The organism is Pseudomonas sp. GW821-FHT03C07 (genome assembly GCF_059420925.1).
Genome location: NZ_JBWKUQ010000001.1, coordinates 628,357 through 650,161, shown reverse-complemented (window position 1 = coordinate 650,161; position 21,805 = coordinate 628,357). Strand labels below are relative to the sequence as shown.

At 59.4% G+C, this 21,805-nt stretch carries 22 protein-coding genes and 4 pseudogenes; 11 read left to right on the top strand and 15 right to left on the bottom strand.

The window, feature by feature from the left end; genetic code table 11:
- The first annotated feature begins 1 nt into the window (after position 1).
- The gene (locus tag AC07VG_RS02840) at positions 2-853 is read left to right on the top strand and encodes a sugar phosphate isomerase/epimerase (protein ID WP_495003474.1); all 852 of its coding nucleotides are present in this window, start codon (positions 2-4) and stop codon (positions 851-853) included.
- Positions 854-998: 145 nt separating this feature from the next.
- Here AC07VG_RS02840 and AC07VG_RS02835 read toward each other — a convergent pair.
- The 11 genes and pseudogenes from AC07VG_RS02835 to AC07VG_RS02785 all read right to left on the bottom strand — a co-directional run.
- Positions 999-1,400 (bottom strand): annotated as a pseudogene (locus tag AC07VG_RS02835) (electron transfer flavoprotein subunit beta/FixA family protein); the annotation flags it as partial.
- 62 nt (positions 1,401-1,462) lie between these two features.
- Complete coding sequence (locus AC07VG_RS02830; protein WP_495020424.1) at positions 1,463-1,837, bottom strand: CoA transferase; 375 nt, start codon at positions 1,835-1,837, stop codon at positions 1,463-1,465.
- 7 nt (positions 1,838-1,844) lie between these two features.
- Positions 1,845-2,045 (bottom strand): annotated as a pseudogene (locus tag AC07VG_RS02825) (acyl-CoA dehydrogenase family protein); the annotation flags it as partial.
- A gap of 53 nt (positions 2,046-2,098) precedes the next feature.
- A complete protein-coding gene (locus tag AC07VG_RS02820; protein WP_495000311.1) occupies positions 2,099-2,695 on the bottom strand; it encodes a thiamine pyrophosphate-dependent enzyme in 597 nt (198 codons plus the stop codon).
- Positions 2,683-3,222 carry a thiamine pyrophosphate-binding protein gene (locus tag AC07VG_RS02815; protein WP_177104764.1) on the bottom strand — a complete coding sequence of 180 codons (540 nt, stop codon included), beginning with the start codon at positions 3,220-3,222 and terminating at the stop codon, positions 2,683-2,685. Before AC07VG_RS02815 ends, AC07VG_RS02820 begins: the two co-directional genes overlap by 13 nt.
- 242 nt (positions 3,223-3,464) lie before the next feature.
- Positions 3,465-3,638 (bottom strand): annotated as a pseudogene (locus tag AC07VG_RS02810) (RraA family protein); the annotation flags it as partial.
- Positions 3,639-3,719: 81 nt separating this feature from the next.
- Positions 3,720-5,066: an MFS transporter gene (locus tag AC07VG_RS02805; RefSeq protein WP_495000313.1), complete on the bottom strand. Its 1,347-nt coding sequence runs from the start codon at positions 5,064-5,066 to the stop codon at positions 3,720-3,722.
- A 261-nt stretch (positions 5,067-5,327) separates the two neighbouring features.
- A complete protein-coding gene (locus AC07VG_RS02800; protein ID WP_495000314.1) occupies positions 5,328-6,224 on the bottom strand; it encodes a LysR family transcriptional regulator in 897 nt (298 codons plus the stop codon).
- A 111-nt stretch (positions 6,225-6,335) separates the two neighbouring features.
- Positions 6,336-7,550 (bottom strand): pyridoxal phosphate-dependent aminotransferase, encoded by a 1,215-nt coding sequence (locus tag AC07VG_RS02795; protein ID WP_495020423.1) that lies wholly within the window; start codon positions 7,548-7,550, stop codon positions 6,336-6,338.
- Entirely contained in the window at positions 7,547-8,209 is a 663-nt protein-coding gene (locus AC07VG_RS02790; RefSeq protein WP_495000316.1) for an RraA family protein, read from the bottom strand. The genes AC07VG_RS02795 and AC07VG_RS02790 overlap by 4 nt, the downstream gene beginning before the upstream one ends.
- Positions 8,206-8,874 (bottom strand): RraA family protein, encoded by a 669-nt coding sequence (locus tag AC07VG_RS02785; RefSeq protein WP_495020468.1) that lies wholly within the window; start codon positions 8,872-8,874, stop codon positions 8,206-8,208. The genes AC07VG_RS02790 and AC07VG_RS02785 overlap by 4 nt, the downstream gene beginning before the upstream one ends.
- Positions 8,875-8,979: 105 nt before the next feature.
- Here AC07VG_RS02785 and AC07VG_RS02780 point away from each other — a divergent pair, with 105 nt between their 5' ends.
- Together AC07VG_RS02780 and AC07VG_RS02775 are read left to right on the top strand one after the other, a co-directional pair.
- On the top strand, positions 8,980-9,873 hold the full coding sequence (locus AC07VG_RS02780) for a LysR family transcriptional regulator (protein ID WP_495000317.1): 894 nt from the start codon (positions 8,980-8,982) through the stop codon (positions 9,871-9,873).
- 158 nt (positions 9,874-10,031) lie between these two features.
- Complete coding sequence (locus AC07VG_RS02775; protein WP_495020467.1) at positions 10,032-10,850, top strand: alpha/beta fold hydrolase; 819 nt, start codon at positions 10,032-10,034, stop codon at positions 10,848-10,850.
- Positions 10,851-10,885: 35 nt separating this feature from the next.
- On the opposite strand, the gene AC07VG_RS02770 is transcribed toward AC07VG_RS02775, so the two are convergent.
- Entirely contained in the window at positions 10,886-12,262 is a 1,377-nt protein-coding gene (locus AC07VG_RS02770) for an MFS family transporter (protein ID WP_495020422.1), read from the bottom strand.
- Positions 12,263-12,760: 498 nt separating this feature from the next.
- Between AC07VG_RS02770 and AC07VG_RS02765 the strand changes: the two genes are divergently transcribed.
- From AC07VG_RS02765 to AC07VG_RS02755, 3 genes are all read left to right on the top strand, one after another.
- Entirely contained in the window at positions 12,761-13,702 is a 942-nt protein-coding gene (locus AC07VG_RS02765) for a LysR family transcriptional regulator (RefSeq protein ID WP_495020421.1), read from the top strand.
- A gap of 85 nt (positions 13,703-13,787) precedes the next feature.
- Positions 13,788-14,069: an alpha/beta fold hydrolase gene (locus AC07VG_RS02760; protein ID WP_495020420.1), complete on the top strand. Its 282-nt coding sequence runs from the start codon at positions 13,788-13,790 to the stop codon at positions 14,067-14,069.
- Positions 14,070-14,240: 171 nt separating this feature from the next.
- Positions 14,241-14,402, top strand: coding sequence for an ester cyclase (locus tag AC07VG_RS02755; protein WP_495020419.1), 162 nt, complete (start codon positions 14,241-14,243; stop codon positions 14,400-14,402).
- Here the strand turns inward: AC07VG_RS02755 and AC07VG_RS02750 are convergent.
- Together AC07VG_RS02750 and AC07VG_RS02745 are read right to left on the bottom strand one after the other, a co-directional pair.
- A pseudogene (locus AC07VG_RS02750) lies at positions 14,373-14,444 on the bottom strand (hypothetical protein); the annotation flags it as partial. The gene AC07VG_RS02755 and the pseudogene AC07VG_RS02750 sit on opposite strands and share 30 nt — an antisense overlap.
- 69 nt (positions 14,445-14,513) lie before the next feature.
- Positions 14,514-15,416 carry a LysR family transcriptional regulator gene (locus AC07VG_RS02745; protein ID WP_495020418.1) on the bottom strand — a complete coding sequence of 301 codons (903 nt, stop codon included), beginning with the start codon at positions 15,414-15,416 and terminating at the stop codon, positions 14,514-14,516.
- A gap of 117 nt (positions 15,417-15,533) precedes the next feature.
- Between AC07VG_RS02745 and AC07VG_RS02740 the strand changes: the two genes are divergently transcribed.
- The 5 genes from AC07VG_RS02740 to AC07VG_RS02720 are packed head-to-tail and all read left to right on the top strand — an operon-like array spanning position 15,534 to position 20,385.
- Positions 15,534-16,724: a CaiB/BaiF CoA transferase family protein gene (locus AC07VG_RS02740; RefSeq protein ID WP_495000327.1), complete on the top strand. Its 1,191-nt coding sequence runs from the start codon at positions 15,534-15,536 to the stop codon at positions 16,722-16,724.
- A 15-nt stretch (positions 16,725-16,739) separates the two neighbouring features.
- Complete coding sequence (locus tag AC07VG_RS02735) at positions 16,740-17,708, top strand: hydroxymethylglutaryl-CoA lyase (RefSeq protein WP_495000328.1); 969 nt, start codon at positions 16,740-16,742, stop codon at positions 17,706-17,708.
- Positions 17,705-18,100: a VOC family protein gene (locus tag AC07VG_RS02730; RefSeq protein ID WP_103494366.1), complete on the top strand. Its 396-nt coding sequence runs from the start codon at positions 17,705-17,707 to the stop codon at positions 18,098-18,100. The genes AC07VG_RS02735 and AC07VG_RS02730 overlap by 4 nt, the downstream gene beginning before the upstream one ends.
- Positions 18,097-19,038 carry a D-2-hydroxyacid dehydrogenase gene (locus tag AC07VG_RS02725; protein WP_495020417.1) on the top strand — a complete coding sequence of 314 codons (942 nt, stop codon included), beginning with the start codon at positions 18,097-18,099 and terminating at the stop codon, positions 19,036-19,038. Before AC07VG_RS02730 ends, AC07VG_RS02725 begins: the two co-directional genes overlap by 4 nt.
- Before the next feature lie 30 nt (positions 19,039-19,068).
- Positions 19,069-20,385 carry a dicarboxylate/amino acid:cation symporter gene (locus AC07VG_RS02720; RefSeq protein ID WP_495020416.1) on the top strand — a complete coding sequence of 439 codons (1,317 nt, stop codon included), beginning with the start codon at positions 19,069-19,071 and terminating at the stop codon, positions 20,383-20,385.
- A 161-nt stretch (positions 20,386-20,546) separates the two neighbouring features.
- On the opposite strand, the gene AC07VG_RS02715 is transcribed toward AC07VG_RS02720, so the two are convergent.
- Positions 20,547-21,701 carry an alpha-hydroxy acid oxidase gene (locus AC07VG_RS02715; RefSeq protein WP_495020415.1) on the bottom strand — a complete coding sequence of 385 codons (1,155 nt, stop codon included), beginning with the start codon at positions 21,699-21,701 and terminating at the stop codon, positions 20,547-20,549.
- Positions 21,702-21,805 lie beyond the last annotated feature (104 nt).

The following is a 21,805-nucleotide window of genomic DNA, read 5'->3' as shown; positions in this document are numbered from 1 at the left end:
CATGCGCGAATTCCTGGTGTTTCAGTCCTTGTGGGCCATGCAAGATCACCGTGGCCACTGCGATCTGTCCATTGAAGCGCAGCTGGAAAAGATCGCCGCCGCCGGCTTCGACGGGATCACCGAGCATTTCTGGCTTGCGCCACAGGCTGCACGCCTGAGTGCCGCCGCCAAGGCGCAGGGCCTGCAAATCGAAGGTCAACTGTTCCCCCGAACCGTGGATGACCTGGCGACCGCGCTCGATGTGGTATCCCGCCACGGCTGCCACCACCTGACGCTGCAGGCCGATGTCCGGCCGCGCACACTGGCGCAAGCCATGGAACTGATCGAAGGCTGGCAGCGTCTGGCCGAGCAGGTGGACTTTCCGATCCTGTTGGAAACCCATCGTTATCGTCTCACCAGCGACCTGTTATTCACGCTTGATCTCCTTGCGCAAATGCCTGATCTCAAACTGTTGGCTGACTTGTCCCACTACGTCGTGGGCAGGGAGTTGCCTGAGTCGGCCAACGCCGAAGACGACGAGCAGATCCATGCCATCCTGCGCCGTAGTTGGGGTTTCCATGGTCGTGCCAGCAACGGCGAACAGGTCCAGGTGCCCTTGAGCTTTGCCCAGCATCGACCCTGGTTGGAGCGATACCTGGGCTGGTGGCGCTACGGGATCGAGGATTGGCTGGCTCGGCCGAACACACCCGCCAGCCTGTCCTTCACCTGCGAACTTGGCCCACCACCTTATGCGATCACGGGGGCTGATGGGCGTGACATTACGGATCGCTGGGAGGAGGCGTTGATGTTGAAGGCGCTGATGCGTGGGGTTTGGAGCGACTGCCAGCTGCGAACGGCTACGTCAAAAGATTGATTTTATCAGTTGGGTCCCATCGTCCAGTATCTGTTAGAGCAGATGCTTCCCGCACAACGCGACCTGTTCATGCATCGAAACGATCCGAAACTGCGGACGATCCGGACCAGGTCTGCGCGACCTATGACCGGTGCATCGATCATTTGCCCATCAGGGCCGCCAGCATCTGGCCGGTCTGTTTGTTGTCGCTGTCGATGGCCTGCTTGCCGAGGATCACCAGCTGTGGCTGTTCCTTGTTGACAACGGCTTTGAGCAGCTTGGCCACGGCCAGGGAAGTCAGCTCTTCAGCTGATTCAACCAGGATCGCGCGGTCGGCACCCAAGGCCAGCGTGGTGCGCAGTTGCTCCTGGACGGTGGACGGGCCGACGCAGACGATCTCAGTCGCCACGCCTTTTTCCTTCAGGCGTACCGCTTCTTCCACTGCGATTTCGCAGAACGGGTTCATCGACATCTTGACGTTGGCGAGGTCGACGCCGGAATTGTCCGCCTTGACGCGGACCTTGACGTTGTAGTCGACAATGCGTTTGACAGCTACCAGGATCTTCATTGGGCAGGGTTCTCTTGAAAATCTTTGATCGTTGCAGTCTGACTGCTTGTTATCAGTACGTGCTAAATCGCCCCAGCGACGCGCATTTGTTTGATTTGCCCAGTTCTCTGAGCCTGCTCGGTGTGCTGGCCAAGATCCGGAACAGCATCCATCCGGGGTTCGAACGCGTTGTTGCTGCCGGGTGGAATCAGGCTGGGAATGGGACCAGCAGAGGTTTCAACTTCCCGCCAGCGCCCTCGAGCCTGAAGTTGTGGATGGTTCCAGACACCTTGCATGTCGTTCACTCGCGCATTGGCGATTTGGGCATGGTCCAGTCGATCAATCACCGCATCGAAGCTGAGGAACGGGCCATAGGGGTAAATGGTGGCGTGCGCAGCGCCAGCGCGGGTGGTGGCGGTGCGCCGTTGTAGGCGTAATACATCGGGTAGTTCATCCACTCCACCAGGCTTTCCAGCATGGACACATCGAGTCGGCGGCCTCGATCTCGATATGCGCTTCGGCAATCGGGAACTGCACACCCTGGTTTTGCCCGATGGGCCGGCCGAACACCACCCGGTCGCGGGCATCGGCGCTGGCCTTTTCGATAAACCAGCGGCCATCGCCGATGCATTCGGCGGCGATCAGCGTGCGTTCGGCGTTCAGGCCAACGCGTCACGCACGGCATTGGCCCTGCGTGAGCGGGTTCGGGCATGGAGCAATCAGATCGGGTTGAAACCCAGCGCAGCGCGAAAGCGATTTTTGACGTAGTGACCATCACGCGGTGGCAGCACCCGTGGCGGGTTTTCCGCCTTGATCTTGATCGTCGCGAGCTTGACGCCATCGCGCGTTGCGAAGCGCTCGCGCAGGTTATGTACACCTTCCATGTCGCGGACTTCGTCGGTCCAGCTGAAGCCGCAGGTCTTCGCGACTTGATCAAGCTTGATACCGAAGCCGGCATGGCTAACCTGCATGCCGGTTTCACCGAAATGGCCGTTGTCGAGTACGGCGATGGTCAGGTTGGCGGGCTTTTGTAGCGCAACGGTGGCCAGGGCGCCAAAGCCCATCAGCAGTTCACCATCACCAGTGACCACGACCACCGACTTGTCCGGCTGGGCGTTGGCCAGGCCCAGACCGACAGTGATCGCGCTGCCCATGGCGGCCCAGAGGTAGTAATTCAGGTCGTGGTCACCGGCGGCCATGACGTCATAGGACGCTGACCCCAGGCCGGTCACGACCAGCACGTCTTTGCGGTCGGCCAGCAGAGCCTTGACCACTTCGCGACGGCACAGGGTGTGGTTTGCGCTTACTTGACCCATTTCTTTTCTCCAATCAGGCGCTGACCGAGCAGCAGGGCACAGGAAGAGTCACCGTTGAATGCCATGGTCGCCGCGCCGTGCAGCAGCGGGGCGACGTCTTTCGGATCATCGGCACGCCAGGTCATGACCTTCATCAGGTTCAGGGAGGCCTCGGTGGCCTGGCCCATGGGGTTTTGCCAAGCGTTGAATTCGGCCCAGTCGCCGCGCATGGTGACCACCATCAGCAGTGGGAAGCCGGCGCAGACCTGAAGCGCCAGGGTGTTGATGCAGTTGCCGACACCGCTGGATTGCATCAGCAGCGCACCCCGTTCACCTCCGAGCCAGGCACCGGCGAGGTAGCCGATCCCTTCTTCTTCGGTGGTCAGGACCACGGCTTTGATGTCCGGGTCGGCATACGACATGCGGATAGCGGCCGAGTGACCGGCATCCGGTACGAAGACCACGTGTTTGACGTCGTGGGCCTTGAGCACGCGGAACACGTCCTCCTGCCAATCCGTCCCTACGGTTTGTTCAGCTTCTGTTGACATGTCAGTCTCCCAAGCGGTGCTGCTTTTGTGTTTTCACACATTCTGGGAGGGATGGAAGGCAACGACGACTACCGTTTTTGTCTTTGAGATATACCCATTTTGTATAGCTGTGCGATGGAAGCGCTGGCCGTTGCACCACGGCGATAACCACGCGGCATTCGTGTATCCGAACGAAGGTGCGCGGCCAGGCAAGCTGGTTATTGGCAAAGGCTGTGCACCAGCAGGTATAAAAGCCCTCACATGGCGGTGACGTAGCGCACGGTAAAGGCCGGGCCGACGACCACTTGGCGATAGTTATCCAGGGGCATGACGCCCAGGCACTGGCCAGGCAGGCCCAGTTTGTCCAGGGCATCGGACACTCCTGGCGTATCCAGGCCTGCAAACAGCGCAACCAATTCTTTGTCTTGGGGGGACATGTATAACGCCTCGCAGTGATGACAGAATCGTTCATGCAGAAGCCGCTCAGACGAGCGGCTCGGTTTTATTCGGGGCTCGATTCAGGCAGGGGTATTCGATCGTGCCCTTGGTTCGGAAATGGTCAGCAAAATGATGAAACTCATAAATGAGCCAATCGCCAGCCAGGCAAACACATAGTTCCAGCCATAGTTGTCCAGCAGCAGTCCGGTGATAAAAGGCGTGGCCGCGGCGCCTAACTGACCGATCATATTCACGATGGCGTTGGCGATGGGGAAGGTCTTTTTGGTGGCCAAGCCCATCGGGTAGACCATGTAAGACGAGTAGCCCAGGCTGAGGACGACGCCGGTCAGCATCAGTAACAACCCATAAGGCAGCGGTTCAGCAGGCGAATTGATCAGCAGGTACATCATCAGCGATGTGCCCAGCGCTGACAGCAACATGCCGGGCTTGCGCCGTCCACCCAGCATCCGATCCGAGCAGAAACCGCCGATCAGGTTACCGAGGACGGCCCCGACCCATGGCGCTGCCGATACCAGCCCCATGTTCATGATCGAGAATTGTTTGACGGTCATCAGATAGGTCGGAATCCAGGCCAGCAAGACGCTCGATACGCCCAGTTGGAAGCAGTAGCTGGTGGCGCAGCCCCAGATGTTCCAGGAGGTGAACACCTGCTTGTTGGTTTCCAGGGGCGCTTCATGACGAGCCCGGATGAAACGATCAAGTCTATCCAGCCATGCCGGGGTCTTCTGGGGGCTGGTTTGCTGGGCCGTCTGGAGGCTGTCGGTTGCTTCGGTGATGTAGTTGAGCTCGGCTTCGTTGACGAACCGGCTGCGGGAAGGGTGATTGGTGACCATGAAATACCAGACCACCGCGAGGACGATGCCGGGTATGGCGAAAAAGTAGAAGATTTCTCGCCAGCCCCAGACCGAAATAATCACGGCACAGAGTGGCGGTACGATCACGGGGCCGAACTTGACCGCGGACAGGAAGATCCCCGACGCCGTGCCCTTTTCTTGCGGGGGAAACCAATTGTTGATGGTCGTGGTCATGCTGATCGGCAGCGGACCTTCAGCGATGCCAAGGCCCAGGCGATACAGTTTAAGGGCAAGCAGCGAGCTGGCCGTCCCCACCAGGCCGGTCAGCAATGAGGTCAGTACCATGGCGCCTGGCAGGATCTTGCTGACACCGAAACGGCCGAAGGCAAAGCCAGAAGGGACTTGTGCCAAGGCATAAGCCAGTAGAAACATGCTGACCAAGCCGCCAGCCTCAGCATTGCTCATGTCGAACTCTTTGCGAATAAACGGCAGAGCGACACCCAGGTTGGCCCTGTCGGCGGCAGCGATGGTGTAAATCAGAAAGATCAGGGCCGCAACCACCCAGCGGTAATTGCTGCGCACAACAGGTTTCATGACTTCGGGCAGGGACATGGGTAGACCTTATTTTTCTATCAGTGTTGTCCTGCCAAAGTAATGATTGTGAATCTGCAAAAAAAGCGACAAATACTCCTTCCAATAAATCACTTTTATTGATGGAAGCACCCTATTGAATGCGCGCTTTATAGAATGCACAGGTAAAAACTGGGCTGACGACCCGTCGGGATGACGCGGTGAGGCGCACGGGGAAGATCACCCTGTAGCGGGCTCCGCTCGCGCCAAAGCATCGTTTTTCTTTTTACCCCTGGCGCCGAGCTACAGCACCATGCGGCTGAAGTCACAGCACTGCGCTGCCAGTCGCGCCACTTCGACGCTCAGGCCCTGCAGGCGATCGGCACGGTGTACGGCGATGTAGTGGATGGGAGGCAACGCCGGCTCGGTTTCGATGATCTGCAGCCGACCCTGCGCCACCAGTGGCGAGAGGCATTGGCGGGGCAGGTAGCTGATACCGATGCCGGACAGGGTCAGACCCAGTTGAGCGATCAGGTAGTTGCTTTTGATTGTACGATTGACGCGGACGTCGTTCTGGGCGAGCCAGCGCTCGTAGATCAAGCCTGTACCGGAGCCTCCTCCCTGAGTCAGTACGGTGTATGAGGAAATGGCCTGCATGTTCATGATCTCATTACCCTGGTGCAATGACGGCGCACACATCCAGGCGTTCTCTACCGAGCTCAGCGGAGTACTGACGAAACGAGCATCGGCAAAAATGTCGGGCACGATGATCAGGTCGAGTTGATCGCTCTCCAATTTCGTCACCAGTTCGGTACTGAGCTCGATCGAGGGTTCCAGTACCACTTTGGGATAAGCGCTGCGTATACCCTCGACCAGTGCGGGCAGCCACGTCATGGCAGTCAGTTCGGTGACGCCGATACGAAAGCGCCTGACCAGTACCTCCTTGGAGCTGACGCGTTCAAGCAGGTAATCACGTTGGCGCAGAATCTCCGAGGCCTGCTCGAACAGCTCGGTGCCTTTTTCCGTCAGGCGTGCGCTGCGTTTGGAACGATCAAAAATGGGCATGTCAAAGGCCTCTTCCAGCTCCTGGATACGCTTGGAGATGGCGGACTGGGACATGTTCAGTTTCATGGCTGCGGATTCAAAGCTACCCAGTTCTACAATCCAGTAGATCGCTTCCAGTTGTTTGAACGTGATCATTGCTCAGGCTCGATTGAAAAAAAGTGATCCATTATTGATGAAATTCATCGAGTCTGTCTGATCAAAAAAACGAAACCCGGCGATGGCCGGGTTCGTTCAAACACACTGGGGTCAGTGTAAAGCGTTACAAAACTTGCGGATGGCTTCACAAGCCTGGCGCAAGGAGACGTCATCCAGGGCGTAGGCAATGCGAATGTATGGACCAAGGCCAAAGGCGCTGCCATGCACCACGGCGACATTCGCTTCGTCGAGGAGGGCATGGGCCACATCCTCATCTGTGAGCAGCACTCGTCCCCCCGGCGAGGTCCGGCCGATCAGCCCGGCGCAGGAGGCGAACGCGTAAAACGCCCCGGCTGGACTGACGCATTCAAGACCTGGTGTGTCGTTCAGCAGCGCCACCATCAAATCGCGACGCCCCTGGAACGCGGCGCGGCTTTCGCGGATGAAGTCCTTGGGACCTTCCAGCGCAGCCAGTGCGGCCTGTTGTGAGATCGAGCTGGCGCCTGAGGTTTGTTGACCTTGCAGCTTTTCCATGGCCTCCAGCAGCCAACGTGGCCCTGTGGCAAAGCCGATGCGCCAGCCGGTCATGGCATAGGCCTTGGACACACCATTCATGGTCAGGGTACGGGGCGCCAACCGTGGTTCAACCTGGGCCAAGGTATGGAATGGCTGATCATCGAAGATCAGGTGTTCATAAATGTCATCGGCCAGAATCAATACGTGAGGGTGGGCCAACAGTACCTCCGCCAATGCCTGGAGTTCCTCTCGGCTGTAGACCGCGCCGGTCGGGTTGGAGGGCGAATTGAGGATCAGCCAGCGGGTCTGCGGGGTGATCGCGGCGTGCAGTGCCGAGGCGCTCAACTTGAAACCGGTATCGGCATCACAGGTGACGATTCTGGCTTCACCACCGCACAGTTGAACCATTTCCGGGTAACTGACCCAGTAGGGCGCTGGCACGATGACCTGGTCGCCCTCGTTCAGGGTCGCGGCCAGGGCGTTGTAGATCACCTGTTTGCCGCCGTTGCAGACCAGCGTGTCCTGCCAACTGACGTCCAGGCCGTTCTCGCGGCGGAACTTTGCCGCCACTGCTTCGCGCAATGAACGGACACCGGCAACCTGAGTGTAACGGGTGTGACCGTGTTCGACGGCGGCAATGGCTGCCTCACGTACGTGCTTTGGGGTATCGAAGTCAGGTTCGCCGGCGCACAGGGAAATGATTTGCGCCCCTTGCGCCCGTCGTTCCGCCACGCGATCCATGATGCGATAAGTCGCCGAAGGCTGCGCACTGGCCAGGCGTTGGTTCAGACGTTGAATATCGCTGTTCATGCTTTCCTCTGCAGCGTGTGGTAACCCAGGGCTGTCCGGGCTTCTTTCAGGGTTTTGCCTTGGGCGATCAGGGCGCGAATATCCGCTTCAATGGCTTCGATCTGGCGGGCACAGGCCGCCACTTCGGCCGCTCGTTCACGCGGCACGATGACCACGCCATTGGCGTCGGCCACCACGATGTCACGGGCGCAGACTCGGGCGCTGCCGATGGACACCGGCTGGTTGACTGACTGCACCTGTACGCGGTCCTTGCCGGTGCGCATGAAACGGCCCTTGCTGAAGATCGGGTAGCCATCGCCCAGGGCCTTGTTCACGTCTCGGCAAACCCCGTCGATCACCGTGCCGGCAATCCGGCGTGTACCGGCGTACTGGGTCATGATGTCGCCCCAAACCGTGCAGTCGGTACGGCCACCGTTGTCGATGACCACCACGTCGCCGGGCGCCACGTCTTCAATGAAGTCGCCCACGGTGCCGGGTGGCACGCTCGCCGAGACGTACTGCACGGTGAATGCCGGGCCGACGATCACCTGGCGGTAATTGTCCAGTGGGGCGATCCCGAGGCATTGACCGGGCAGCCCGAGCTTGTCCATGGCATCGGAGACGCCCGGGGTGTCCAGGCCTTCAAACAAGGCGACCAGGGTTTGATCTTCAATATTCATCGAGCGTGCTCCACATGGATGGCTTCGAACTGGGTGTCATGCATCACTTCGGCCACCGAGCGACCGCTGCGCACCGCTTCGACCATGCCGTCCTGGCGGCGGGCAATACGTTCTCCGAGGTCGAGTACCTTTTCAATTTCGGCCTGGGGCACGAACACCGTGCCGCAGGTATCGGCGATCACATAGTCGTCTTCACTGACGTCGACGCCAGCCACGTTGATCGTCACTGCCGCGTCGATTTGCACCACCCGATTGCGCGCGCTGATCATCGTCACGCCACGGCCATAGACCGGGTAACCAATCGCCTCGCTGCCGTCGATATCGCGACTGAAGCCGTCGATCACCGTGCCGCGCACCTGCTTGGCGGACGCGGCATTGGCCAGGATATCGCCCCAGCAGGAAATGCCTTCGGTACCGCCGGAGATCACCAACACACGATCATTGTTGACAATCCGTTCAACCACCGGAGTGATCAGGTGCACAGTAGGGACGTTGTCGGACTTTGGGCCCAGCAGCACGGTGCTGGCCCGGCCGATGATCTTTGGGCAGTTCCACAGCGGGCGTAGCCCCACCGTGGCGCCGGGTAGGCCGAGGAAGTCGAGCGCATCGGACACGGTGTTGGTGTCCAGCGCGGCCAAGCGTTCGAGCAAACTCTTGTGGGGTATGGGGGAGCCTCTGTGGTGACGGAGGTGCCCAGTTTCGATGAGATAATTTAATAGGTATATTACTAATCACAGAAGCTTTACATACGCTAAACCTATGGATTATCCATGATTAATTTCCGTCTGATTCGTCATCTCTGGCTGTTCCTGGCGGTTGCCGAAGAGCAGAATTTTGGTCGTGCCGCCAAGCGTCTGGGCATGTCTCAGCCACCGCTGAGCGAGCAGATCCAGGTCCTGGAACAGGCGCTAAAGGTCACGCTCTTCGAACGTTCGCGGCGCGGGGCGAAGCTGACCCCGGTCGGCGCCGCGATCCTGCCGGCGGTACGCAAGTTCGCCGAACAGTTGGAGCGTCTGGAACTGGCCGTGGAGGAGGCAGTGGCGGGGCAGTCGGGCGTGTTGACCATTGGGGCGATCTCGACGGCCATGTTTGACGTGTTGCCAGGTTTGATTGAGCAACTGAAGAGCGAGTACCCGCACCTCACCGTGTCCGTGCGGGAAATCGACAGCGTTGAAGCCGTTCCGGCGCTGGAGGCCGGGGATATCGACCTGGCCTTTGCCCGTCTGGATGGTGATCTGGGGGCTTCGGTCAAGTCGCTGCCTTTGACGGAGGATCGTCTGGTGGTGGCGCTACCCAGTGATCACCCTTTGGCCTCGCGTAAGCGAATCAGTCTATCGAGCCTGGCTACCGAACCCTTGGTGATGTTCTCTCGAAAGGTCAGTCCGGTGTATTTCGACAGCTTGATTGCCACTTGCCGGGCCAGCGGTTTTTCCCCGCGCGTACTGCATGAAGTGCGTTCTGTCGCTTCGCAGATTGCCTTTGTCAGCTGTGGGCAAGGCATCGCGCTGGTACCGGCTTCGCTGAAGAAACTGGCCCCCGACAATGTGGTGTTTCGAGCGCTCAGCCAGAAGCTCAATGTTGTGATCACCGCGATGGCCTGGAATGCGGATCGACTCAATCCGCTGGTGGAGGAGGTCGTTGCCCGGCTCCGGGCCAAGGCGTGAGTTGACCAAAGGCGGGGGCGAACATCAGTCGATAGGTTTGGCGTATGAAAGCCTTTCCGAATTAGGAATTTACAGCTGGCTCGATTCCCTTGAGATTGTGTTCCTTATTGCCGGTAACCCGGGTTCGGCGCAGCCTTTTCGTTCAAGGATTCACTAACGTGCTTTCATCAGAAACGTTCACTCACGCGCAACTTCCATTGACGGTTGAAGGGGTTCAACTGAACGTCGCAGCCATTCATCGTGAGGGTGCCTTGGAGCCGATTGTGTTCCTGCATGGTTTTGGTTCGACCAAAGAGGATTACGCCGACATCGTGCAGCAGACCGCATTCGCTGGTCATCCCTTTGTCGCGTATGACGCGCCGGGGTGTGGCGAGAGCCAGTGCAGCGACCTGTCGAGGATCTCCATTCCCTTTCTGTTGCAGACGGCATTGCAGGTGCTGGAGCATTTCGGCATCGAACGCTTCCATCTGGTCGGTCACTCCATGGGCGGGCTCACCGCGCTGATATTGGCCCATCTGTGCCCGGGGCGGGTACTCAGCTTCGTCGATATCGAGGGCAATATTGCCCCGGAAGACTGCTTTCTCAGCCGACAGATCGTCGATTATCCGGCGGATGATCCCGAGGTGTTTTTCGCAGCGTTCATCGAGCGCGCCCGGCATGCGCCGGCTTATGCCAGCGCACTTTACTCGGCAAGCTTGCGGCACAAGGTTCGGGCCGGTGCTGTGCGCGGGATTTTCCAGTCGATGGTCGATCTTTCCGATAACGCCGACCTGATGGGCAAGTTCCTCGGACTGAAATGCCCGCGCCTGTTCATGTACGGTGAGCAGAACGCTTCACTGTCCTATCTTTCGTACATTCAGGCCGAAGGCGTGCGGTTGGCACCCATCGTGCGGTGTGGACACTTCCCCATGTATTCCAACCCGATCGCGATGTGGCAGCAGATCGCTGATTTCCAGGCGGAGAGCCTTGCCAGGTAAGCCCGATTTTCCTGACGGCTCCCCTTCAAGTCTCTTCAGGCTCTTGTCGCGTGCAGCCTCAAACAACCTTTGAGCCCTGCACGCTCTTCAATTTCACCTGAGCCGCTGATGTACCCATAGCGCGACAGATTCGGCATCAACATCGAGGCGATGAACGTAATGGTCACGATCGCCGCGACGTAGATGAAGAAGCACTCCTCTATACCCTGTGATCGAAGCGACAAGGCAACGTATTCGGCGGTGCCGCCGAACGCTGCGTTACCGACGGCATAGGGAAAGCCCACACCCAATGCTCGTACCGCCGGAGGGAAGAGTTCAGCTTTGACGATTCCGGCAATGGGTGTGTAGAACGAGGCAATGGCCAGACCAGCAAAGACCAGTAGGAATGCCGTAAATGGGCTATTCACCGACTGCAGCGAATAGAGCAACGGAATCACGAATAGCATGGCCAGCCCGGAAAACATCAGCATATGAGCCTTGATCCCGATGCGGTCGGCCAACAAGCCGAACAGCGGCTGGCAGAGCATGAAACAGACCAGGGCGGCCGTCATGATGAAACTGACCGTTTCTGGGCTGAACCCGGCGGAGATCACCAGGAACTTCTGCATGTAGGTGGTGAAGGTGTAGAAGTACAGCGAACCGCCGATGGTGAACGCCACCACCAGCGCGACGGCCCGTTTGTGTTTGAACATGCCGCGCAAGGAGCCGGCATCTTTGCGGGCCATGTCTTTTTTGCTGGCGGTTTCATGCATCGAGCGTCGCAGATACACCACGACGATTGAACTCAGGGCACCGATGAAGAACGGAATCCGCCAGCCCCATGTATGCAATTGCTCGGCACTGAGGGTCTGCTGGAGAATGACCACGGTCATCAAGGCCAACAGTTGACCTGCGATGATGGTGAGGTACTGGAAGGAGCCATAGAAGCAGCGACGGCCGGGTGTCGCGATTTCGCTGATGTAGGTGGCGCCGGTGCCGTACTCCGCGCCGACCGACAAACCCTGAATCAACCTGGCGACCACGAGCAGAATCGGCGCTGCGACCCCTATGGTGTCGTAGGTTGGCATGATGGCAATCAACAGTGAGCCGGCGCACATCATGAACACCGAGATGATCATCGAGGTCTTGCGGCCGCGAGTGTCAGCGAGCCAGCCGAAAATCCAGCCGCCGAGTGGGCGCATAAAAAAACCAACAGCAAAAACACCGGCGGTTGCCAGTAGTTGGCTGGTGGTGTCCCCTTTGGGGAAAAATGAAGCGGCAAAGTAGATGGCGGTATAGGCGTAAATGAAAAAGTCGTACCACTCCACCAGATTGCCTGAGCAGGCACCGATGATTGCCTTTATGCGGCTTGGGGTATCCATGGGACCGGTCTGGGCAGCGTGTTTTTTTGAGCCTGTGATTGATGTCGACATGATGTTCACCCTTTCTTCAAGGCGAGGCGTTACGAGGCGCACGCTGATGCGTGCCCGACGTGACTGACTCGATGGATTGATCGGCTTAACGAAGAGGCGTGAGTCCGCTCTCTGTCCGGCTTTCTGAAGAGAAGGGGGAGGGAGGATGCACGAGAGAGGCAAACGGTTCGTGGCCCAGAAAATTCGAATAAGCCAGGTCAGAACAAACGGTGGAAATCATGGCGCGAGCCCTCGAATCTTATTTTTGTAGTGAGTCGAGCGCTCTTTGGCGCTGACGTTGATTGCACGCTACCGCAGAGTGAGGAGGGCAATAAGCCGTCAAGCAGGCCTAACTGATATACCTAAATTCTATAGCTGCACATGCAGCCCTGGCAGGTAGCGGGATACAGCCCGATCGAAGGCCTCCAGGCCCCGCAGCACGTGGTGTGCAGGGCACTCCAAGGTTCGTAAATACGGTTACACTGATTATCACTTTCGGCGCATATCGCGCCGAGCTCGATGCTGACTGGCCCGGTAATGGATGTTGTTCAACTCAAAACCTTGATTCATGTGGCCGAGCTGGGCAGTCTCAGCAAAGCCTCGGACCGTCTTCATATCGCGCAACCGGCACTCAGCCGGCAAATCAGAATGTTGGAGAAAGAGCTCGGCGCCTACCTGTTCGAACGACACGGACGCGGGATGGAAATTACCGATGTCGGCCGCGAAGTGCTGGCTCACGCGACTCGCATCATGGAGGAAATGGAGTCGATTCGGAGTTCGGTCGTCGGTGGCAGGTCGTCTTTTCGCGGAACGGTTGTCATCGGCACAACGCCGACGGTTGCCCAGATTGTCACTGTGCCACTGGTGCGCAAGATCCGTGAGGCGCATCCCAATCTTGCCGTCAGGTTTTCCTCGGCCTTCAGTGGTTACTTGCTCGATTGGGTTCAGCGCGGTGAGTTGGAACTGGCCATTTCCTACGACCCTCAACCGCTGCATACGCTTCGAATCGTGCCGGTGATGATGGAGAATCTGCTGCTGGTTGGCCCCGCCTGTGCCAACTTGCGCATCGATACGCCGGTGTCCTTCGAGTCTTTGGCCGAGCAGCAGTTGATATTGCCCAGTGCTCGACACGGCCTTCGCGTGATCATGGATAACTGTGCGCGTGAAGTCGGGATCAAGCTCAAGACCAGTGTTGAGGCTGACTCGTTCGGCGCGATGATCGATCTTGTGCGCCATGGTTTCGGTTTGACGGCCTTGCCACTGGCGTCGATCTACTCGCAGGTCGAAGCCGGCGAGCTGTGCGCGGCGCCGTTAGTGGATCCCGTGCCCATGCGCAAACTGGTTCAGGTTTTTCCGGCGGACAGGCGCGTCAGTCCCGCGGCTAAATTTGTTGGCGATGCCTTTATCGAAATTGCCGCTGATCTGGTCGATCGAAAAATCTGGGCGGGATACATGCTTTGAGTCATTGGCTGATGTGCCTGCCCTGTGCGCCTAATCCCTGCAATAACTGACCCTCTTTGACCAACACCTTTTGAGGTGGCCCCCGTTGGCCTTCAACAATACGCCACTCGTACTCATTCCCGGATTGCTATGTGATGAGCGCCTATGGGCGCATCAAAAGGTTGCACTGGAACACGCCAGGCCCATCTGCATTCCCGATGTCTCTCTCGATGCCAGTATTGCGCAGATGGCGGAGCGAGTACTGGATGAGGCCCCTCCGTGTTTTGCGCTGGCGGCCTTGTCCATGGGCGGTTATGTGGCCATGGAAATCATGCGCCGGGCGCCTGAGCGGATGATGAAGCTGGCCCTGATAGACACCATGGTGTGACCGGATTGTGCTGGCTGAATGTGGACATCTGCCACCGCTCGAGCATCCGCAGTTGACGACGCAACTGCTGAGTCGATGGCTTGACGATAAGTCGCCCACTGGACTGTAGTTGTGAAATAGCTCAGGACTTCCCTCATGAAAGAAACGGGCTGAGTCAGGCCGGATGATTTTTTGTCGGCTTTTGAGAAGCTTATTGCGGAGGATGACAAGGTCGCCGCACGCTTTATCATGCGGGGGACTCACCTCGGTCACTTCTTCGGCCTAGCGCCCACTGCCGCCGATGCTGACGCCAGAGGTATGGTCGGTGGCGATGACGTTTTCCAGCTCCAGTAATGGTGAGCTATGCGGTGGCGGTTCCACTGCCCAGCCATCGAGTCCGGCCCCTTTTGGTCTTGCTGCTCATTCGGCTGGTGTGAAAAGAACAGCGCTGACCCAGCGACAGGATCAGCCGTGCACGCTGCTCAGGTATTCGAACAACTTGGCCGCTTCCGGGGTCAGTTGCGTCTGACTCGCAACCCCCACGAACAAGGTGCGTTGCGCCCAGTCATCGCTCAAGTCGACAGCAATCAGGCGGGTACCGAGCAATTCGGTTCGTACCGCTTGCAACGGCAGGATCCCGATACCCAGGCCGGATTCGATCATGCGGCAGATACCGTCGAAACTGCTGACCTGAATGCGCACCTTGAGGACCTTGCCCGCACCCACGGCGGCGTCGGTGATTCGACGCAGCAGTGAGCTGCCTTGGTTGAGCGCCACATAATCGAAGCCGAGCGTATCGCTGAAGGAAACACTGCGCTCATAGGCCAACTCATGACCGACGGGTACCAGCAGTACCAGACGGTCGTTGCGATAGGGCAGCGTGTACAGACCCTCAGCCGGTACGTTATCGGCAAAAATGCCGATATCGGCACGCCCGTTTTCCACTGCCTGGATGATCGGTTCACTGAGGGCTTCTTCCAGCCCGATGCGTACGTGCGGGTTGGCCTGCAGGAAATGCGCGAGGTCATCGGGCAGGAATTGGACCACGGCGGAGGTGTTGGCGCACAAGCGCACATGCCCGCGCACGCCGACCGCGTAATCACTGGCGTCTGACGCCATGCGGTTCACCCCTTCAAGAATCATGCGGGCGTGCTCTGCTATCCCTTGGCCCGCGGCCGTCAGTTCGAGTCCCCTCGGCAGGCGCACGAATAACGGACACTGGGTCGTGCGCTCCAGCTCGGCCAGGCGCTTGCTGGCCGCCGAAACCGTCATGTTGGCCTTGTCGGCGGCACGGGTCAGGTTTCCTGTCTCGGCGGCGAAGATCAGCAGGCGCAAGGAGAGCAGGTCGAAATGCAAGGGATTGATCATCAAAAGGGTCCGAGGTTTTCCAGTTTGGAAAGGGTAGTGGCGAAATATGAAATTTTCATCTGCCCGATTTGTGTCGATTATCCCTATCACAAGTACTCGACAAGAACGGTAAACGTCATGGGATTACCTCTGCAAGGTGTCAAGGTCGTGGAGCTCGGTCAACTGATTGCCGGGCCCTTTGCGGCGAAAATGCTCGGTGAGTTTGGCGCCGATGTGATCAAGATCGAGCCGCCGGTCAGCGGCGATCCGTTGCGCAAATGGCGCTTGCTACACGATGGCACCTCCGTCTGGTGGGCCGCGCAGTCGCGCAACAAACGCTCGCTGACCCTGGATTTGCGTCAGGCCGAGGCGCAACAGGTGGTGCGCCAGTTGGTGGCTGATGCCGATGTGTTGATCGAGAATTTCCGCCCGGGCACCCTGGAAAGCTGGGGCCTGGGCTGGGACACGCTGCATGCGCTGAACCCGAAACTCATCATGCTGCGGGTCTCCGGCTACGGTCAGACCGGCCCCTATCGTGATCGTCCCGGATTCGGCGTGATCGGCGAAGCCATGGGTGGCCTGCGGCATCTCTCCGGTGAGCCCGGGCGCACGCCGGTCAGGGTCGGCGTTTCCATCGGCGACTCGTTGTCGGCCCTGCACGGGGTGATCGGGATTCTCCTCGCCCTGCGTCATCGCGAGCAGAACAGCGGGGAAGGGCAGCAGATCGACGTGGCGCTGTACGAGTCGGTGTTCAACATGATGGAAAGCCTGTTGCCCGAATACTCAGTGTTCAACACCGTGCGTGAGCCCGCCGGCAGCAGTTTGCCGGGGATCGCCCCGACCAATGCCTATCGTTGCCGTGACGGTGGTTTTGCCCTGATCGCCGGCAATGGCGACAGCATCTATCAACGCCTGATGGAAGTGATCGGTCGCCGTGATCTGGGGGCTGATCCCGATCTCGCGCAAAACGACGGCCGCGTGTTGCAGGTCGAGCGCATCGATGCCGCGATCTCGCAATGGACCGCGCGGCTCGGCCTCGACGAAGTCCTGTCGATCCTGACCGAGGCACGTATCCCCGCCGGCAAGATCTACAACGCCGCCGACATCGCCCAGGACCCGCATTACCGGGCGCGCGACATGCTGCTCGACAGCCAGCTGGACGACGGCACACCCGTAACCTTGCCTGGCATCGTGCCCAAGCTGGGCACCACGCCCGGGCGCGTGATGCGCTCGGCACCGACCCTGGGCCAGCACACCGCCGAGATTCTCAGCGAGCTGGGTATCGACCCCGCGCAGCAGGCCGACTGGCGCCAACGCGGCATCATCTGAACCCGAGGAATTTTTATGAAACGTCTTTTCCTGCAGGAAGTCGCCACCCGTGACGGCTTCCAGAACGAAGCACGGTTTATCGAAACCGCCGACAAGATCGCCTTGATCGATGCCCTCAGCCAGTGTGGCTTCGCCAAGATCGAGGTCACCTCGTTCACCTCGCCCAAGGCCATTACCGCGCTGCGGGATGCCGAGGCGGTGATGCACGGCATCCGCCGCAATCCGGCGGTGGAATACACCGTGCTGGTGCCCAACGTGCGCGGCGCCGAGCGGGCCCTGGCGTGCAATATCGATGAAGCCAACCTGGTAATGTCGGTCAGCGAACCGCACAACCGCTCCAACCTGCGCATGAGTCGCGAGCAGTCGTTTGCCCAGCTCAGCGAAGTGTTTCGGGTCATAGGCCAGGGGCCAGTGGCGACCAATGTGTCGTTGTCGACAGTGTTCGGCTGTCCGATGCAGGGCGATGTGCCGGTGGGGGAGGTGCTGCACTGGGTCGAGCGCTTTGCCGAACTGGGCGCCCGTGGCGTGACCCTGTGCGACACCACCGGCATGGCCTACCCGAGCCAGGTCGAGGCGCTGTCCAGGGCGGTGCGCGAGCGTTTTCCGGCGCTGCAACTGACCCTGCATTTCCACAATACCCGTGGCATGGCCCTGGCCAACGCGCTGGCGGCCATTGATGCCGGTATTGATCGTTTCGATGCCTCTCTCGGCGGTCTGGGCGGTTGCCCTTACGCACCGGGGGCCAGCGGCAATGTCTGCACCGAAGACCTGTTACACATGCTGCAGTTGATGGGCTTCGACACCGGGGTCGACCTGGACCGCGTGCTGACGGCTGCCGCACGGTTGCCGGGGCTGGTCGGCCACGAGATTCCCAGCCAGATCCTCAAGGCCGGTAAACGCCTGGACCTGCATCCGATACCCGCCCATGTCGCCAGCCTGGAAAAACAGGTGCCGTCGACCCGAACCCAGGAGCTGCAACCATGATCGACCATCTTGACCATCTGGTGCTGACCACCATCGACCCGGTGGCCGCCGAGGATTTCTATGTGCGGGTCATGGGCATGCAGGTGCAGACCTTCGCTGGTGGGCGCAAGGCGTTCGCTTTCGGCCAGCAGAAAATCAACCTGCACGTGCGCGGCCACGAGTTCGAGCCCAAGGCGCACCTGCCGGTGCCGGGGGCGCTGGACCTGTGTTTTATCGCCTCGATCCCCCTGGACCAGGTGATTGCCCACCTGGCCCGTGTCGACTGGCCGATTATCGAAGGGCCGGTATTACGTACCGGGGCCACCGGGCCGATCCGCTCGGTGTATGTGCGTGATCCGGATCTGAACCTGATCGAGATTTCCGAGCTCGTGCAGCCGGAGCGTGCAGTATGAGGGTGGTGTTTCTCGACAGTGCCAGCCTGCCCGTGGGCATTGCACGTCCAGCTTGGGTGACGGACTGGCAGGACCGTTCCGACACGGCGCCCGATCAGGTGGTGGAAGCCGCCCGTGCTGCCGATGCCGTGATCACCAACAAGGTACGCATCGGTCGGGCCGAATTGGAGCAACTGCCGAACCTGAAATTCATCTGCGTCGCCGCCACCGGTTACGACTGCATCGACCTGGCGGCCTGCCGTGATTTCGCCGTGGTGGTGTGCAATGTCCCGGCCTACTCGGCGCAAAGCGTCGCCGAGTCGGTGATCGCGTCGATCTTCGCCTTGCGCCGGCAGCTGTTCGCCTACCAGGCCGCCGCCGTGCGCGATTGGCCGGATTCGCGGCACTTCTGCGTCCACCGCGCGCCGATCCGGGATGTGCAGGGCAGTGTGCTGGGTATCGTCGGCAAAGGTGGCATCGGCCAAGCCACGGCACGTCTGGCCAGTGCCCTGGGTATGCAGTTGCTCTATGCCGAACACCGTGGTGTGGTCCCGGTGCGCAAGGGATATCAGGCGTTTGAAACGGTGCTGGCGCAAAGCGACGTGATCTCGCTGCACTGCCCACTGACCGAGCACACCCGCCACCTGATCGGTGCCGCGGAGCTGGCGCGGATGAAACCCGGCGCCGTGCTGATCAATACCGCCCGCGGGCCGTTGGTGGATGAAGCGGCGGTGCTCGCCGCCCTCGACAGCGGCCGTCTTGGCGGCGCCGCCCTCGATGTGTTGGGCCAGGAACCGCCGGCGGCTGACCAGCCCTTGCTCCATAGCCACTATGCCAACCTGATCGTCACGCCTCATGTGGCCTGGGCCAGCCAGAGCAGCCTGCAACGGCTCGCCGACGGCATCCTTGGCAACCTGCAGGGCTACTACTCGGGGAAGCTGATCAACCTCGTGTCGTAACGGCTTCACTACCTAACAAGAAGGTCAACCATGAAAACAATAACAATAAAACAATCGCGCGATTCACGGCTACGCGGTGTGTTCCGCCATCTGTATGTGCAGGTGTTGCTGGCAATCCTGCTGGGCATCGCCTTCGGTCATTTCTACCCCAGCCTAGGCGAGGAAATGAAGCCGCTGGGCGACACGTTCATCAAGCTGATCAAGATGCTGATTGCGCCGATTATCTTCTGCACCGTGGTCAGCGGCATTGCCAGTATGCAGAGTCTCAAACGCATTGGCCGGGTCGGCTTTAAGTCGTTACTGTATTTTGAGGTGCTGACCACCCTGGCATTGGTGGTCGGACTGATCGGCGTGAATTTGATGCATCCCGGTGCGGGTATGCATATCAACCCGGCGAGCCTGGATGTCCATGCGGTCGATAGCTACAGTAAGTTGGCTCATGAACAGAGCGTGGTGGGCTTTCTCACCCATATTGTGCCTAGCACTGTACTGGGGGCATTTGCCGAGGGCGATATCCTCCAGGTACTGTTCATTTCAATCCTGTTTGCCTTTGCCTTGCAGATGCTTGGCGCTGCCGGCAAGCCGCTGCTGAACCTGATCGACCTGGTGGCCCAGGCGTTCTTCCGCATGGTCAGGATCGTCATGTATGTCTCGCCGCTGGGGGCCTTTGGCGGCATGGCCTTCACCATTGGCAAGTACGGTGTGGGCTCCCTGGGCGCCTATGGCAACTTGCTGATTTGCTACTACGTGACAGCGCTGTTTTTTGTGTTCGTGATTCTCAACCTGGTCGCGCGGCTGGCGGGTTTCAGCTTGTGGCAGTTTCTCAAGTACATCCGCGATGAGCTGTTTCTCGTGCTCGGTACTTCGTCTTCGGAGTCAGCCTTGCCGCGCTTGATGGGCAAACTGGAGCGCCTGGGCTGCGAGAAATCGGTGGTGGGGCTGGTGGTGCCGTCGGGGTACTGCTTCAACCTCGATGGTAGTTGCATCAACATGACGGTGCTGGCGATTTTCATTGCCCAGGCGCTGGATATCCACCTGGACCTGTGGCACCAGGTCACCTTGTTGTTCATTCTGCTGCTGACCTCCAAAGGCGCGGCCAGTGTCACTGGCGGTGCGTTCATCACCCTGGCGGCCACCCTCGGTAGCCTGGATGTGATCCCGGCGGCCGGACTGGTGCTCGTACTAGGGGTCTATCGATTCATTTCCGAGGGCGGGGCGCTGATCAATGTGATCGGCAACGGTGTGGCCACGCTGTTCATTGCCAAGTGGGAAGGGGCGCTGGACGAGGAGAAGCTGGCGGCCGAGTTGCACAAGGGCAGTGCCCGTGAGCTAAAGGCACAGCCCTGAAAGAGTTGTCGCAAGACGGCCCCAAGACCACTCAGTCCACGAAAGCTGGGTGGTTTTGGGTTTCTAGGGGACTTGAATACTATTTTTAGCGACATTCAAGACTCAGATAGCATCATTTTTTCCAGAGGCTGCGCTGAAAAAAAGCACCCAAACCGCAGGGCTCAACGTGCCAGCAGGTTCTCGATACTCAGGTCCTCGGGCCTGGCGACACCGAGTAGACCAAGATCGCGCTTGAGTTCATCGCCGATGAGCCTGAGTGCGTGCCGGACGCCCTCTTCGCCGGCCACGGTCGCGGCGTAGTTGAACGGCCGCCCGATAAAAACTGCCTTGGCCCCTAGCGCCATGGCTTTCATGGCATCGGTGCCCCGGCGCACACCGCTGTCGAGCATGACCGTCATATCCGGTACCGCCTCCACGATGCGCGGCAGGATCTTGAGGGGGGCCACGCTACCGTCCAGTTGCCGTCCGCCGTGGTTCGATACAATCACCGCGTCGGCGCCGATGTGTTTGGCCTTCACCGCATCCCGCGGGTTCAAGATGCCCTTGATGATCAACTTTCCTTTCCAGCGGCGGCGAATGTCGATGACATGCTCCCAGGTGAGATGGCCTCGGTCCGAAAAATCCCGAAGTACATTTTTTGAGAGGATAGGCGCGCCGCGACTCGCGTAATTGTTCTCGAAATGCGGCATCCCGTGAACGATCAAGGTCCGCAAAAATGTTCCGAGCAACCACCTGGGGTGCAGAAGCCCTTGAGCAGCCAGTCTCAGGCTCGGACGCAGCGGCGTCGAAAAACCGGCTCTGATGTTGTTTTCCCGGTTGGCGGCTACCGGCGTATCGACTGTCAGCACCAAGGTTTCAACAGGGGCTGCGGCGACCCGATCAATCAGCGCATTGATCTGTTTTCCCTCTCCAGGGAGATAGGCCTGAAACCAGGTCCCAGGCGCTTCGTCCATCACCTCTTCCAAGCGGATCAAAGAAGAACCACTCATGATGCACGGTACCTTCGCCTGAGCCGCTGCGCGGGCGAGCACGATATCGCCACGGTAGCTGGTCAGCGCGGCAATGCCCATGGGCGCAATGCCGATCGGGGAGGAGTAGGTTTCGCCCAGCAGTCTCACTGACGTATCGACGTGGGCTACATCCACCAGCACGTTTGGCAGGAAGCTGTAGTCCAGGAATGACGCCCGATTTGCCATGGCCGATAGTTCGTCTTCAACAGCGCCTGATACATAGGCGAAGAGGGGGGCGGGCAATAAGCGTCGCGCCAGAGGCTCGAAGTCCTGGAGGGAAAGGCAGCGGCGCAAGGGGGTGGGCATAGGGCACACTCCTGATGGTGGTATCGGCGGTGTGCGGGCCAGGATAGGGTTTATGTGAATAGACTTAAAGCGAATAAAATTGCATCTTTTTGTTCTCTTTTATC